Here is a 15,406-nt window from a genome sequence, read left to right on the forward strand (position 1 = left end):
TCAGCGCGGCACGAGGAAGGTCGACTTCTCGCGCCGCGACAGCGCCGGCTGGCCGTCTTGCGCGGCCGCGCTCAGCACGAAGGCCACCGGCACCGACTGCCCGGCCAGCGGCGCTGCGGTCTCGGCCGGCAGGCGCAGGCGCACGACGACCTGGGCGGCGCCGGCGGCGTCGACCGTGATCGGCGGGGCGTCGACCACCAGCCCGGCCGGGCCTTCGGCCGTGACGGCGAGCTTCTGCGGCTGTTCGCTGCGGTTCGTCACCTGCAGCCGGTAGACGTTCTCGATCGCACCGTCGTCGACCAGGCGCGCCAGCGTGCTGCGGTCCTTCAGCACGTCGAACTGGAACGGGCTGCGCAGCGCCAGGCTGGCGGCGAAGGCCAGCGTCAGCGCCGCGAGCAGCGCGCCGTAGATCAGCACCCGCGGGCGCAGCACGCGGCGCAGCGTCTCGCGCCGGCTCCAGCCACCGGCCACCGCGTTCTCGGTCGAGTAGCGGATCAGGCCGCGTGCGTAGCCCAGCTTGTCCATCACGCCGTCGCAGGCGTCGATGCAGGCGGCGCAGCCGATGCATTCGTTCTGCAGGCCGTTGCGGATGTCGATGCCGGTCGGGCAGACCTGCACGCACAGCGTGCAGTCGACGCAGGAGCCCAGGCCCAGCGCGCCGGCGTCGGCTTTCTTGGAGCGCGCGCCGCGCGGTTCGCCGCGGCCGCTGTCGTAGGCGATGACCAGCGAGTCGCGGTCGATCATCGCGCTCTGGAAACGTGCGTAGGGGCAGATGTACTTGCACATCTGCTCGCGCAGCAGGCCGGCGTTGCCGTAGGTGAAGGCGCCGTAGAACAGCGCCCAGAAGGCGCTCCAGCCGCCGATGTCGCCCTGCAGCGTCGCCGGCACCAGTTCGCGGATCGGCGTGAACCAGCCGACGAAGCTCAGGCCGGTGACCAGGCTGAACACGGTCCACGCGGCGATCTTGCCGCTGCGGCGCGCGAGCTTGCCGGCGCTCCACGGTGCGCGGTCCAGGCGCATGCGTGCGAGGCGGTCGCCTTCGAACTGGCGCTCGATCCACATGAAGATCGAGGTGTAGACCGTCTGCGGGCAGGCGTAGCCGCACCACAGCCGGCCGGCGACCGCGGTGAAGAAGAACAGCGCCAGCGCCGACAGCACCAGCAGCGCGGCCAGGTAGATCAGGTCCTGCGGCACGAGCACCAGGTCGAAGAGGTAGAAGCGCTGCGCGTCGATGTCGAACAGCACCGCCTGGCGGCCGGCCATCTCCAGCCAGGGCAGGCCGTAGAAGAAGAGCTGCGTCAGCCAGACGAAGACCCAGCGCCAGGTGGCGTAGCGGCCGCTGACGGCGCGGGCATGGATCGGCTGGCGCTTCTGGACCAGCGACACGACTTCCGGCGCCCCGGCGGCAGCGGCGACGGGGCGGATCGGGATCACGCCGGCGCGTTCGTGCTTCACCGCGGCCCCGGCTTCCGGCCGACGCCGACGCGGTCCGTTGGCCGGCCGCTCAGGCAGGCTTCGGTGACGACCCAGGTCATCGCCGGCTCAGCCGCAGCAGCGGCCGCCCGAGCAGCACGAGCCGGCGGCTTCGGCCGGCACGGCCTTGCGGATCTCGAGCTGCCAGGCCGCGGGGCCGTCTTCCAGGTAGGCGACGCTGAACAGGCCCGGCCAGCGCTCGTGCAGCTGGCGCTGCAGCGGCACCGGGTCGTGGTCGTTGACCAGCAGCAGGCCGTCGCCGGCGGCCAGCTCGGCCAGGCGGCCGAAGACGAGGGCGTGGCGTTCGGCCGGCACGACGCCGCGCAGGTCCAGGACGGAGGGGCTGGGGAAGCTCATGGTCGGACGTAAGGTGTATGACGCGAGCATGTTAACGCGCGTCAAGCGTCAAAGCAATGTGGCAAATGCACCTTTACGGCGCCGGCGCTCGACGGCCGGCTTCAGCCCCGTGGTGCCGTGCCCCAGCGCTGCATCGCCTCGAGTAGCGCGGCACGCGACACCGGCTTGGCGAGGTGGGCGTCGCAGCCGGCCTCGCGGCTGTCGCGCACGTCCTCGTCGTAGGCGTTGGCCGTCAGCGCGACGATCGGCGTGCGCACCAGCCCGCGCTCGGCTTCGCGGCGGCGCCATTCACGCGTCGCCGCCAGGCCGTCCAGGCCGGGCATCTGCATGTCCATGAAGACGAGGTCGTAGCGCCCGGACTCCAGGCGCTGCAGCGCCTGCTGGCCGTCGGCGGCGACGTCGAGCCGGCCGACGTGGCCGGAGAGCATCGCGCTGACGATGTAGACGTTGAGTTCGTTGTCCTCGGCCAGCAGCACGCCGTCCAGCCAGGCCTCCGGCGGCGGCAGCACCGGCGTCGCCGCACCGTGCCCCGGGGGAGTGTGCGCCGCAGACGCGGGGGTGTGCGCGGCCAGCGGCAGCTCCAGCGTGAAGGTCGAGCCGACGCCCGGCCGGCTCTCGAGCCGCAGGTCGCCACCCATCTGCTGGGCCGTCGCCCGCGTGATCGCCAGCCCGAGGCCGGTGCCGCCGTAGTCGCGCGTGATGCGGTCGTCGGCCTGCACGAAAGGCTCGAAGACCAGTGCCTGCTGCGCCGGCGCGATGCCGATGCCGGTGTCGCGCACCGTGAAGCGCACGCCGCCGGCGGCCGAGCGTGCCGCCTGCAGCGACACCTCGCCGCGTGCCGTGAACTTGATCGCGTTGCCGAGCAGGTTGGTCAGCGCCTGTTCGACGCGGCGCCGGTCGCCGCTCACCCAGGCCGGCAGGTCCTCGTCGACGTCGAGCACGAACCGCAGGCCCTTCGCCGCGGCACGGGGCTGAAGCAGCGCCGCGACCGAGTCCAGCGACGCACGCAGCACGAACGGCTCGACCACCAGCTCCAGCCGGCCGGCCTCGATCTTGCCGAGGTCCAGCAGGTCGTCGATCAGCGCGGCCAGCGTCTGCCCGGCATGGCGGAACACGTCGACGTGGCGGCGCTGCTCGTCCGACAGCGGTGTCGCCGTCATCAGGTCGGCGACACCGAGCACGGCGTTCAGCGGTGTGCGGATCTCGTGGCTGACGGTCGCCAGGAAGGCCGACTTGGTGGCGCTGGAGCGTGCCGCGATCTCGCGCTCCAGCGCCAGCCGGCGCTCGCACTCGGCCTGCTCGCGGCGCTGCAGCACGAGCAGCGCCGCCAGCGCCGCGACCAGGGCCGCCAGTGGTGCCGCCAGCGGCAGGCTGATCGCCGCCAGCGCCATGGCCGCGCTGCCGGCCCCCAGCAGGCCCAGTGCGGCGAGCGCCGAGCCGGCGAGCAGCACGCCGGTGCCGGCGGCCGTCAGCGCGGCGCCGAGCGCCGGCAGCAGCGCCAGCAGCAGCGTCGCCGCCTGCAGCGGCACGCCGGCCGTGCGCACCAGCGGGCCGTCGCGCAGCGCGGCGAAGGTCTGCGCCGCGATCTCGGTCGCGTCGGCCTGGCCGGCCACCGTCATCGTGCGCCCGGCCAGCAGCGCGCTGCTGCCGACGAAGACGACGCGGCCGCGCACCGCATCGGCCAGCGCACGCCCCGGGTCGCCGTCGACGACATCGGCGGCGGCGAGCGTCCACGCGTCGCGGTACGAGATGCGTTCGACCCGGCCCTGGGGGCCGAACAGCGGCTGCACCCGCCCCCGTTCGTCGACCGGCCAGCGCGCGTCGACATGGCCGCCGGCGGCCAGCAGCGCGGCCAGCGCGATCGACGGCTGCCGCTGGCTGCCCGCGGCGTGCCACAGCGGCACGTGGCGCAGCACGCCGTCGTCGTCCAGCGGTGTCGTCACCACGCCCAGCCGCAGTGCCGCCGGGTTGTCGGGCCGCACGCTGGCCGCCGGCAGCAGCAGCTCGCGCCAGTGCTGCGCGGCCGGCTCGCCGTCGGCGGCACGTGCGCCGGCCAGCGCGTCGACGCCGGCCGCAGCCAGCACCACCGGCGCGCCGGGGCGGCCGACGACCTCGGCCAGCTTGCGGTCGTCGAGCGTGCGGCCGTCGGCGCTGCGGCCGGCCGCCGTCGGCCCGGCCACCGGGCGCCCGTCGACGGTGTCACGGCGCTCGGCCAGCAGCAGCTGCAGCACGACGGCCCGGGCGCCGTGGCGGCGCAGGCCGTCGATCAGCAGCGCGTGGGTGTCGCGCGTGTAGGGCCAGGCGCCGGTGCCGCGCAAGGCCTCGATCGAACGGTCGTCGGCATCGACGATCAGCACCCCGGCGGGCGCCCGGGTTGGCGCTGCGGTGCGCTGCGCCCAGTCCTGCAGCGGCTGCGACCACCAGGCCTGCAGCGGCGAGACGCCGACCACGACGGCGGCGAGCAGACCTGCCGCGGGAACGATCCAGCGTCGCCGGCCGGGGCTCAGAGCAGCCACAGCAGCGCCGGCAACAGCCACCACCAGTGCCAGGCGGGCGGCACCTCGAACTGCTGCGCCGTGCCCCAGGCGCCGGGGCGGCCGTCGCTGCCGACACCACGCACACGCACGTGGTAGAGGCCCGCGCCCGGCGGCTCGAAACTCCAGGCGGCGCGGTCCGAGCTGCCTTCGAGCACCGGGGCGGCGAAGCCGGCGTCGCGCGCGACCTGGATCTCGTAGTGCACCCCGGGCCGCGGCGACGCCGGCCAGGCCAGCGTCACGCGGTCGTGCCGGGCCTCGGCCTGCGGCGGCACGGCCGGTGGCGCGGGAGGCGGCTCGACGACCTCCAGCGCCAGCGCTTCGCCCCAGGGCCCGGCGTCGCCGCCCGGGCGCACGCTGCGCAGGCGCCAGAAATAGCGGCCCGGCGCCAGATCGACGCTCGTCGCCGTGTCCACCAGCTCGTGGTCGACCTGCGGCGACTCGAACGAGGCCACGGTGTCGACCTGCAGGCGGTACTGCGCGGCCTGCGGGTGGCGTGTCCAGGCGAAGGCCACGCGGCCGGCGTCGACGCGGGCGGCGGGCGCGGGCGCCATCGGCATCGGCGGCTCGGGGCGCGCCTTCAGCTCGAAGCCGGCGCGTGCGTCCAGGCCTTCGAGCCCGTCGGCGCCGATGGCGCGCACACGCAGCTCGTAGCGGCCGTCGGGCAGGTCGTCGGGCCACTCGGCGGCGGCCTCGTCGAAACGGCCGTCCAGCCGCAGCCGGCTGTCGGCGTCGGCGTCCAGCACCTGGGCTCGGTACGCGGTGGCGCCGGCCAGCGCCGGCCAGGCGAACGCCAGCGGCAGCCGCGTCACCGGGCCGGCCGGCAGCGCCAGCACCGGCGCCGTGGGCAGCGGCCGGGCGCGCTGCACGCCGTCGGCGGTGGCGACGAGGCCCCGGCCGGCGGCCACCGGCCGGGCGCCGGCCGCGACCCGGCCGCGCAGCACCTCCAGCCGCGTGCCGTGTGCGTCGCTGCGGGCGCGGAACTCGGTGCCGCGCACGGCGAGGTTGACGACCGGGGTGCGGATCTGCAGCCGCGGCCGCGGCGGCAAGGGCGGCGCCGGCGGCACGCTGGCCTCGGCACCGCCGTTCTCCAGCTTCAGCCGCGATTCGCGGTAGGCGCTGGCCCCGCGCCGGTCCAGCGCCTCGACACGCAGGCGGCTGCCCGGCTCGACGAGCAGCCGCGAGCCGTCGTCCAGCCGCAGCACCGCCGAGGACGAGCGTGCGCCGGTGACGATCTCGTCGCCGGCGGCCACCTGTTCACCGGAGGCCAGCCGCCGCGGCGCCTCGCCGGCGCGGCGCAGTTCGACCTCGCCGTGCACGAACAGGACGTCGGCCTGCACCGGCTGCGCGCGCAGCCAGGCCACGGGGATCTCGAGCGGGCGCCCGATCGGCAGACGGCGCGGCTCGGCAATCTGGTTGCGCTGCTGCAGCGCCTGCCAGCCGATGCCCGGCGCGAGCAGCCGCGCCTGCAGCGCGATCAGCGTGTCGCCGGGGCGCACGCGGTAGGTCCAGACCGGCCCTTCGGCCGCCGCATGGGCGCTGCCGGCCAGCGCCAGAAGCGCGAGCAGGCCGGTCAGGGGAGCGCGGTGCATCGGGGGGGACGACATGCCGTTCGACGAACGGCCGCTGGCCGTCCCGTGAGGTTGCCGGGAGTCTGTCGGCGGGGCCTGTTCGGCATTCCCGGTTCAGGCCGCGATCGCGGCCTGGGCCGCGGCCAGCCGCGCGATCGGCACGCGGAACGGCGAGCAGCTCACGTAGCGCAGCCCGGCGCGGTGGAAGAAGGCGATCGAGGCCGGGTCTCCGCCGTGTTCGCCGCAGACGCCGAGCTCGATGTCCGTCCGCGTCGCCCGCCCCTTGGCGACCGCCATCTCGACGAGCTGGCCGACGCCCTTCTGGTCGATCGAGCGGAACGGGTCGTGCTCGTAGAGCCCGAGCTTCAGGTAACGCGGCAGGAAGCTGCCCGCGTCGTCGCGGCTGAAGCCCATCGTCATCTGCGTCAGGTCGTTGGTGCCGAACGAGAAGAACTCGGCGCTGCGCGCGATGCTGTCGGCCATCAGCGCGGCACGCGGCGTCTCGATCATCGTGCCCAGCATCCAGTGCAGCGTCTCGCCGCGTTCGGCGAACACCTGCTCGGCGACGCGGCGGATCACCGCGGCCTGCTGGTCGAGTTCGCGCACCGTGCCGACCAGCGGCACCATGATCTCGGGCACCACCGCCGTGCCGCGCGCCTTGGCGTTGAGCGCCGCCTCGAAGATCGCGCGCGCCTGCATCTCGGTGATCTCGGGGAAGCTGATGCCGAGCCGGCAGCCGCGGTGGCCCAGCATCGGGTTGAACTCGTGCAGCTCCTCGACACGCAGCTTGATGCGGCCCAGCGACACGCCCATGTCGCGCGCCATCGCCAGCTGGCCGGCGTCGTCGTGCGGCACGAACTCGTGCAGCGGCGGGTCGAGCAGGCGGATCGTCACCGGCAGCCCGTCCATCTCGCGGAACAGGCCCTCGAAGTCGCTGCGCTGCATCGGCAGCAGCTTGGCCAGCGCCTTGCGGCGGCCGGCCTCGTCGTCGGCGAGGATCATCTCGCGCACCGCGAGGATGCGGTCGCCCTCGAAGAACATGTGCTCGGTGCGGCACAGGCCGATGCCGGTGGCGCCGAACCTGCGCGCGATGGCGGCTTCCTCGGGGGTGTCGGCGTTGGTGCGGATCTCGAGCCGGCGGTACTTGTCGGTCAGCGCCATCAGCTTGCCGAAGTCGCCCGACAGCTCGGCGTCGCGCGTGGCGATGCGCCCGGCGTAGACCTCGCCGGTGGAGCCGTTCAGCGAGATCCACTCGCCTTCCGCGTAGACGGTGCCGTCGATGGTCATCGTGCGCGCCTTCAGGTCGACGTGCACCGCGCCGCAGCCGCTGACGCAGCACTTGCCCATGCCGCGTGCGACGACCGCGGCGTGCGAGGTCATGCCGCCGCGCGCCGTCAGGATGCCCTTGGCGACGCTCATGCCGCGCAGGTCCTCGGGCGAGGTCTCCTGGCGCACGAGGATCACCTCGCGGCCGCGCTGGGCCCAGGCCTCGGCTTCGTCGGCGAAGAAGACGATCTGGCCGGTGGCCGCGCCCGGCGAGGCCGGCAGGCCGCGCGCCAGCGGGGCCGCCGCGGCCAGCGCACGCGGGTCGAAGATCGGGTGCAGCAGGTCGTTCAGGCGGTCGGGCACGACCCGCTCGAGCGCCGTCTTCTCGTCGATCATGCCCTGCTCGAGCATCTCCATCGCGATGCGCACCATCGCCGCGCCGGTGCGTTTGCCGTTGCGCGTCTGCAGCATCCACAGCCGGCCTTCCTGGATCGTGAACTCCAGGTCCTGCATGTCGCGGAAGTGGTTCTCCAGGCGCGTCTCGGCCTCGATCAGCTGGCGGTACAGCTCGGGCATCAGCTCCTCGAGCGACGGGTACTTCTCGGCGCGTTCGGCCTCGGAGACGAGGGCCAGCTCGGCCCAGCGCCGCGAGCCGATCAGCGACACCTGCTGCGGCGTGCGGATGCCGGCGACGACGTCCTCGCCCTGCGCGTTGACGAGGAACTCGCCGTTGAACAGGTCCTCGCCAGTGCCGGCGTCGCGCGTGAAGGCGACGCCGGTGGCGCTGTGGTCGCCGAGGTTGCCGAAGACCATGGCCTGCACGTTGACCGCCGTGCCCCAGGATTCGGGGATGTCGTTCAACTCGCGGTACACGCGTGCGCGGTCGTTGTTCCAGCTGTCGAAGACGGCGACGATCGCGCCCCACAGCTGTTCCCAGGGATCGGTCGGGAACTCGCGGCCGATGCGCGCGCGGATCAGCGCCTTGAAGCGCGCCACCAGCTCCTTCAGGTCGGCGGCGTCGAGCTCGGTGTCGAGCTGCACGCCGCGGGCCTCCTTGACCATGTCGATGACGACCTCGAACGGGTCGTGTTCCTCCTTCGACACGGGCTTCAGGCCCATGACGACGTCGCCGTACATCTGCACGAAGCGGCGGTAGGAGTCCCAGGCGAAACGTTCGTTGCCGGCCTTGCGCGCCAGGCCCTCGACGGCCTCGTCGTTGAGGCCGAGGTTGAGGATGGTGTCCATCATGCCGGGCATCGACGCCCGGGCGCCGGAGCGCACCGACAGCAGCAGCGGGTCGGCGGCGTCGCCGAAACGTTTGCCCATCTCGGCCTCGATCGCGGCGATGCCGGCCAGCACCTCGGCGCGGATCATCTCCAGCACCCGGTCGCGGCCGAGCGTGGTGTAGGCGGTGCAGGCTTCGGTGCTGATCGTCAGCCCCGGCGGCACCGGGATGCCCAGGCGGCACATCTCGGCGAGGTTGGCACCCTTGCCGCCGAGCAGGTTCTTCATTCCGGCGGCGCCTTCGGTGCACCGGGAGCCGAACAGGTAGACGTATTTCGTCGCGGGCATGGCCGACACCTCTCGCACGGCCGGCGGCAGCCAGCCTCGCCGGCCATTCTGCGCAACGCCGCCCGCGCGTCCAGCCCCGCGAGCGCAGGGCGGCCGCGGCGACGTTTGCTCAGGGGGCGCTCGGCAGGCGCGAGACGTAGTCGGCGACGGCGGCCAGATCGCTGAACGAGAAGGTCCGGATGGCCTCGACCATGCGCGGGTCGGCGTTGCCGCGCACGCCGTCGCGGATGTAGACCAGCTCGCGCAGCAGGTACTCGTAGTGCTGGCCGTTGAGCCGCGGGTAGAACCGGCCCGCCTCGCCGCCGCCGCCGACACCGTGGCAGCTGGCGCACTCCCGCTCGTAGATCCGGCGGCCCTGGGCCAGCTCGGTGCCGGCGCCGCGGCCGTTGTTCGGCGGCGAGGGCAGGGCCGACAGGTACGAGGCGATGTCGACGATGTCCTGCGTGCTGACCATCGCCTCGTCGATGAACGGGCGCATCTTCGGGCTGAAGCGGCGCCCGGCCCGGATGTCGAGCATCTGCTTGACCAGCACCGTGGCGTGCTGGCCGGCCAGCCGCGGGTAGCTGCCGTCGGTGCGGCCGAGCGCGCTCGGCAGGTGGCAGCCCTGGCAGACCTCGTAGGCGACGACGCCGCGCGCCGGGTCGCCGCGCAGGCCCAGGGCCTTCAGGCGCTCGGCACGTTCGGCGTCCCAGGCCGTGGCGGCGCTCGCCAGGTCGGAGGGCGAACCGGCGCCGGCCGGCGCGGCGATGGCGGGCGGCAGGCTGCCCAGGCTCGCCCAGGCGAAGGCCAGCGGCGCGAGGCGGCCGGCAAGACGGATCCTCATGCGCTCTCCTCGGGTGTCGGCCGCGTTCATGGCTGCGTCGCCAGGTACTCGACGACGGCGGCGATCTCGTCGTCGCTGAGCCGTTCGGCCACCGTGCGCATCACCTTGGCCTTGTCGTTGCTGCGGCTGCCGGTCTTGAAGGCCTTCAGCTGCGCCGCGGCGTAGGCCGGGTGCTGGCCGGCCAGGCGCGGGAAACGTTCGTTGCCCATGCCGCCGGGCTGGTGGCAGCCGATGCAGGCCGGCACGCCGGTGCCGGTGTTGCCGTCGTTGAAGATCGCCTGGCCGGCCGTGACCAGCGCCTCGTTGTCGGGCTTGTTCGGCGTCGCCGCCTGCGCCGCGTAGTACGCCGCGATGCGCGGGATGTCGGCCTCCGGGATGTGCTCGAGCACCGGCGCCATGACGTCGTTCTTGCGCTTGCCGGCGAGGAAGTCGCGCAGCTGCTTCTCGAGGTAGATCGCCTGCTGCCCCGCCAGGCGCGGGAAGAACGGCACGACGCTGTTGCCGCCCGGCCCGTGGCAGGCGGCGCACAAGGTCTCGACGCTGGGGGGCGCGCCGTCGGCCAGGCCGGTGCCCGGCACGACGACGGCCGCCGCGACGGCCAGCAGGCGCCGCCAGGAACTGCGCACCGACGCCATCAGAACATTACCCCCAGCATGACGCCGAACATCGTCGCGCGGTAGCTCTGCGGGCCGGTGTCGAGGTAGGTCTGCTGGTTGTTCGACGGTGTCGGGTTCTCGGCGACGCCGTCGTAGTGCCAGTCGGCTATGCGGGTGATCTCGTGGCGCAGCAGCCAGCGGCTGTAGACCTTGGGCGTGTGCGTCACGACGAGGTTCAGGTCCACCGCGTGCTGGCGGTAGCGCAGGTCGGGCAGCCCCGAGCCGATGAGCGCCAGCGCGGCGAGCTGGGCCTCGGTCGGCGCGCCGCTGGTCACCAGGCCCAGTGCCGCGGCGTTGTAGGTGTAGGCGGTGCTGGTGCGGCCGCTGACATAGCCGTAGTGGGCCTCGAAGCGCCAGCGTCCGAACTCCTGGCGCAGGCCGAGGCCGGCCGAGCGCGTGTGGTCGTCCTGCTCCACGGTCCAGCGGCGACTGTTCGGGTACAGCGGGCTGAAGTCCGAGGCGCTGCCGCACAGCTCCTCGAAGTTCGCGCCGGTGACGACACCGCTGTTGCCGACGACGGTGATGCCGGCGGCCAGCTGTGCCGGCGTCGGCGTCGCGGTCGTGCTGATCGAGCCGTCGCTGTAGAAGTAGTAGGTGCTGCCGAGCACGCAGGCGTTGGTCTGCAGGCCGGCCTGCGACATCTGGCTGCGCTGCAGGCCGACCGTCGCCGAGACCCAGGTCACCGGCGTCGGCTGCCAGTTCCAGTCGCCGTTGAGCGAGTGCAGCTGCTGCGTGCCGCCGCGGCCGTAGGACGAGCCCGGGTAGCGCTGCGTGCGCGCCAGCGCCGCCACCGAGACGTCCATCGTGTCGCTCAGCGCGCGGTTGAAGCGCAGGTTCAGCGTCGCGGTGTCGCGGTCGGCGAGGTCGAACTTGCGCATCAGGTCGCTGGTGTGGATCCAGCTCGCGACGTTGATGCCGTTGACGCTGGGCAGCGGGCCCAGCGAGGAGCTGTAGAAGGCCTCGTACGGGTCGGCGTTGTAGGTGCTGCCGCGGCGGCGGGCGAACTCCGCCGACGCGCGCAGCGTGCCGCCGGCCATCGCGCGGTCGACCCAGCCGGCCTTCAGCCGGTCCTCCCAGGTGCGCTTGCGCTCGCGGTTCTCGCGCTGCACGGTCTCGCGCTCGAGCATCAGGTTCAGGTTGCGCGAGCGGCCCAGCCGCCAGTCGCCGGACAGGCTGGCGTTGTCCTGCTTCAGGCCGTACTGCGGCGCGCCGATGTTGACGTTGCCGGCGCTGGGCACCAGCTCCAGCGCCTTGATCGCCTCCAGGTCGCACAGCAGCGTGTTGTAGGCGGTGGCCGGCGTGCCGGCCGGGTTCTGGCCGGCGGTGGCGTTGGGGATCGCGAACACCGCGCCGCTGCCGTCGTTGATCAGGCGCCCCCACTGGCCGGTCAGCGGATTGCACGCCCAGTACTGCGGCGACTTGTCGATCGTCTCGTAGCGGCGCAGCTTGCCCTTCAGTTCGAGCTCGGCCAGCGGCTGCATCGAGACGCCGAAGTCGTACAGCCGCGAGTCGATGCGGCGCTCGGCGCTGTCGCGCTGCAGCGAGGCCAGCGTGTCCCAGGCGCCGCCGGCCACGCCGTTGACCGTCGCGCCGGCGTACTGGGTCATCGGGATCAGCGCATCGTCCTGGCGCGACGACGACAGCGACACCACGCCCGTCAGGCGCGTGTTGGCGAACTCGGGAATCGCGTGCGCGACCTCGCCCTTGAGGTTGTAGAAGTCGTTGTCGGGCGGCAGGTCGAAGACCGCGCGCGGGAAGCTGGCGATGCCGTTGACCGGCGCGACGAACAGCGGGTTCTCGACGGTCAGCGTGTCGAGGTTGTTGCGGAACAGCGAGGCCGACAGCAGCACGTTGGCGCTGGTGCGTTCGTTGTTCCACTGCAGCCCGGCGTGGACCTCGTGGGTGTCGTAGTCGATCGGCTCGGCGGTCTCCAGGCCGCCGGTGCCGCCGCCGCCGCCCATCACCATGCCGAAGGGGCGCGCGCCCTCGCGTTTTTCGCTGCTGAAGCTGGCGAACAGCTTCAGCGACTCGTCCAGCGGCAGGTCCAGCCGCATGCCGCCCTTCTGGCGCAGCAGCGACAGCGTGCGCAGCGGTGCGGCCAGCGCGTCCTCGCCGATCGCGATGTCGGTGCTGGCCGCGGTTGCCGGGGCCGTGGGGCCGGCAGGCAGGCGCGACAGCGTCAGGCGGTCGCTGCCGATGCCGTCCCAGAGGCGGCGGTAGCCGGAGGTGAAGACGTGCGGCGTCTCGTTGTAGAACAGCTTGAGCCGCCAGCCGTTGTAGCGGCCGGCGGTCAGCGCGGCGAAGCCGTCGTCGCGGCCGAGCGAGGCGGCGCTCAGGTCGAGGTAGTGGCGTCCGTCGGCGCTCTCGCCTTCCAGGCGCAGGCCGCCGAGCACCAGCCCGGAGCCGAAGTCCTTGTACTCGCGGAACTTGGCGGCGCCGGCGTTGCCGTCGACCTTCAGCCCGCCGCCCTCGACCTGGCCGCGCCAGCGCCAGCCTTCGCCCTCGGCGGGCTCGGCCACCAGCGCCGGCTGGGCGTTGAGCAGGCCGGTCGGGTTGCGCTTGACGCCGCCGTCGCCCATGCCGTCGGGGTCGAGTGCCGGGACACGCAGCCCGGCGCCGGGCATCAGCAGGTTGCCGGTGCTGGTGTCGGTGCCGACGCCGGAATCGGCGCGCGCGGGTGCCGCGGCCATCTGCGCGAACGCGCTGCCGATCAGCAGGCCCAGAAGGCGGCGTTGGCCGCGGCGGTCGCGCAAGGTCGTGTGACGCATGGGACGGACTCCTGGTGATGAAGGGCTCAGCGCTGGAAGCGCGCGCCGGCGGGGTGGTTGCTGCCGTGGATCTGCACATGGCAGTTCTGGCAGCTGCGGCCGACCATGCGCTGGCTGGTGGCGCCGCCGGGCAGCTGGCCGGCACCGGCGGTCTGGTTGGCGCGGAAGAAGTTGTTCGGGTGACCGACCGACGGGCTGTGGCACTGCTGGCACAGCTGCGGCCGTGACGCGACGAGCAGCTTGTCGTGGTTGCTGCCGTGCGGGCTGTGGCAGTTGGTGCAGCTCTCGCGCACCGGCGCGTGCTCCCAGAGCATCGGCCCGCGCTTCTCGGCGTGGCAGCTGAAGCAGACGTTGTTGGTGCTGTCGGCCTTGAGCAGCGGGCGGGTCGTGCTGCCGTGCGGGTTGTGGCAGTCGACGCAGCTCACCTTGCCCTCGGGCAGCGGCATGTGCGAGCGCTTGTTGAACTCGGCACGCTGCTGCTGGTGGCAGCGCGAGCAGACCTCGTTGATCGTGTTGCGCGCCAGCAGGCTGTTGGTCGAGACCTTCTGCATCGGGTTGTGGCAGTCGGCGCAGCCCAGCTGGTTGCCGGCGTGCACCGAGCCCGGCCAGTGCAGCCGGTTGCCGCCCTTGTGGCAGCCCAGGCAGGACTCGTTCTGCCTGGCCACCGGCGTGTCCCAGCCCTTGGTGAAGCCGATGATCAGGTCCTTGTTCTGGGTGTCCTTGGCGTGCAGCGAGCCCGGGCCGTGGCAGGCCTCGCAGACCAGGCGCTCGCGTTCGTTGCGCGGGTTGCTGCGGAAGGCCTTGGCGTGCAGCGTGTCGCTGTAGTGCAGGTTCTCCTGGCTGTGGCAGCCCAGGCAGGCCTTCTCGCCGATCGGCGTGGCCTCGGGCCTGAACACCGCGGGCGCGCTGGCCACGGCGGCGGCCAGCGGCGCGGTCTGCGACTGCGCCAGGGCGGGTGTGCCCGGCGCGAGGCAGAACAGCAGGCCGGCGAACATCCACGCTGCGCGTGAGCGCCATCCCCCTCGGCTCGAACCCTTGGCGTCCATGTCTCCCCCGTTCCTCGTGCTGCCTGCGGGAGAAGATAGGGATCCCCAGGCGGCTGGCTTGTCCGCGGCTGAACCGCGTCTTGACTGCAACTGAAGCGATGGGGGCCGGACTTTCCCAGCCCCGGCGGCGCTTGGGCCATGGATCAACGCGGCAGAACCGATCCCGCACTGGCGATGGCGCTGAACTGGCGGTGCATGTCGGTGCTCGGCGAGGCCCGAGAGGCGCAGAACCGCTCGTCGGACTGACCGGAGCGTCCCTCTCGGCGGGAGGCTGGAGGGGGCGTCTGACGAGCGGGAGCACCCTCGTGGAGGGGCTCGGGGGAGCCGTGCGTGAAACCGCAGGCTGGGAGTGGGCGCGGCTTTGGCCGCGCCGACTCCTAGACCGCGCTGGGCGGCACGCCGAAGCGGCGCTTGAAGGTGCGGCTGAAGTGCGCCGGGCTGGTGAAGCCCCAGGCCCAGGCGACCTCGGCGACCGGACGGCCGCGGCGCGAGCGCAGTTCCTGCCAGCAGGCCTGCAGCCGCTGCTCCTGCACCCATTGCATGACCTGCCGGCCGTCGTCGAACAGCCGGTGCAGATAGCGGGTCGAGACACCCAGGTGGGCCGCGATGTGCGCGACGTCGAGGCGGCGGTCGTGCAGGCGCTCGAGGATGAAGGCCTCGGCGCGCCGGCGCTGGCGCATCGCGGCGTTCTCGCCGGGGGCGCCCGCGGCGGCGCCGGCGTCGCCCTCGGCGATGCGCTCGATCATGCGCAGCAGCGCGTCGCCCAGCGCATGGCGCTCGGCCGGCGCGAGATGGTCGTGGTGGCCGGACACGTAGCGCGCCAGCGCGGCGGCGGCGCGCACCTCGGGCTGGCGGCCGTCCAGCCGCTGCAGCGCGGGGGCGCTGGACGCCGGCGTCGTGGGCAGGTCGACCAGCAACTGGCGCACGGCACGCTGGCGGTCGATCCAGATGTCGCGGCCCGGTGCCAGCAGGCAGATTTCGCCGGGCCCGATGCGCTGCGGCCGCCGGTGGCCGGCGACCTGGGCGCTGCCCTCGATCTGCACCAGCAGAGAGACGCTGCCGCCGCCGGCTGCCGCGTCGCGCGGGATGCGCCGCGGCGACTGCTCGACCTCCAGCAGCCGCAGCGTGCCGTGCTCGAGCTCGAGTTCGGCGCAGCGGTCCCGACGGGGCGGCGGGCCGCCGTCAGCCGCCGTCAGCGGCGCCCCCGCGGTGATCGAGACCGGAGTCGCGGAGCAAGCACAAGGCGGTGTTGGTTGCTCTGCGATCATTCGACGGCCCTCTTGTTGGAGTGGTTTTGGCGTCGAATTTATTAACGGCTGATTAACGAATACATACGGATG

At 73.1% G+C, this 15,406-nt stretch carries 10 protein-coding genes; all 10 read right to left on the reverse strand.

What is annotated here, in order from left to right; genetic code table 11:
- The 10 genes from ccoG to LOC65_RS19460 all read right to left on the reverse strand — a co-directional run bounded on the left by ccoG (position 1) and on the right by LOC65_RS19460 (position 15,334).
- Positions 1-1,455, reverse strand: coding sequence for a cytochrome c oxidase accessory protein CcoG (gene ccoG / locus LOC65_RS10360; RefSeq protein WP_405048245.1), 1,455 nt, complete (start codon positions 1,453-1,455; stop codon positions 1-3).
- Positions 1,456-1,542: 87 nt separating this feature from the next.
- The gene (locus LOC65_RS10365) at positions 1,543-1,830 is read right to left on the reverse strand and encodes a DUF2249 domain-containing protein (RefSeq protein WP_230247440.1); all 288 of its coding nucleotides are present in this window, start codon (positions 1,828-1,830) and stop codon (positions 1,543-1,545) included.
- A 101-nt stretch (positions 1,831-1,931) separates the two neighbouring features.
- Positions 1,932-4,346, reverse strand: coding sequence for a CHASE2 domain-containing protein (locus tag LOC65_RS10370; protein ID WP_230247441.1), 2,415 nt, complete (start codon positions 4,344-4,346; stop codon positions 1,932-1,934).
- Positions 4,334-5,956: a FecR domain-containing protein gene (locus LOC65_RS10375; RefSeq protein ID WP_230247442.1), complete on the reverse strand. Its 1,623-nt coding sequence runs from the start codon at positions 5,954-5,956 to the stop codon at positions 4,334-4,336. The genes LOC65_RS10370 and LOC65_RS10375 overlap by 13 nt, the downstream gene beginning before the upstream one ends.
- A 93-nt stretch (positions 5,957-6,049) precedes the next feature.
- Positions 6,050-8,773 (reverse strand): pyruvate, phosphate dikinase, encoded by a 2,724-nt coding sequence (gene ppdK, locus LOC65_RS10380; RefSeq protein ID WP_230247443.1) that lies wholly within the window; start codon positions 8,771-8,773, stop codon positions 6,050-6,052.
- A 109-nt stretch (positions 8,774-8,882) separates the two neighbouring features.
- On the reverse strand, positions 8,883-9,596 hold the full coding sequence (locus tag LOC65_RS10385) for a c-type cytochrome (RefSeq protein ID WP_009856703.1): 714 nt from the start codon (positions 9,594-9,596) through the stop codon (positions 8,883-8,885).
- A 26-nt stretch (positions 9,597-9,622) separates the two neighbouring features.
- On the reverse strand, positions 9,623-10,231 hold the full coding sequence (locus tag LOC65_RS10390; RefSeq protein ID WP_009856704.1) for a c-type cytochrome: 609 nt from the start codon (positions 10,229-10,231) through the stop codon (positions 9,623-9,625).
- Entirely contained in the window at positions 10,231-13,020 is a 2,790-nt protein-coding gene (locus tag LOC65_RS10395) for an MtrB/PioB family outer membrane beta-barrel protein (protein ID WP_230247444.1), read from the reverse strand. The genes LOC65_RS10390 and LOC65_RS10395 overlap by 1 nt, the downstream gene beginning before the upstream one ends.
- A 26-nt stretch (positions 13,021-13,046) precedes the next feature.
- Positions 13,047-14,015: a DmsE family decaheme c-type cytochrome gene (locus LOC65_RS10400; protein ID WP_230247445.1), complete on the reverse strand. Its 969-nt coding sequence runs from the start codon at positions 14,013-14,015 to the stop codon at positions 13,047-13,049.
- A gap of 428 nt (positions 14,016-14,443) precedes the next feature.
- On the reverse strand, positions 14,444-15,334 hold the full coding sequence (locus tag LOC65_RS19460) for a helix-turn-helix domain-containing protein (RefSeq protein WP_310736921.1): 891 nt from the start codon (positions 15,332-15,334) through the stop codon (positions 14,444-14,446).
- Between the last annotated feature and the right edge of the window lie 72 nt (positions 15,335-15,406).

Source organism: Rubrivivax sp. JA1055, assembly GCF_020966565.1.
Taxonomy (GTDB): domain Bacteria; phylum Pseudomonadota; class Gammaproteobacteria; order Burkholderiales; family Burkholderiaceae_C; genus Rubrivivax; species Rubrivivax benzoatilyticus.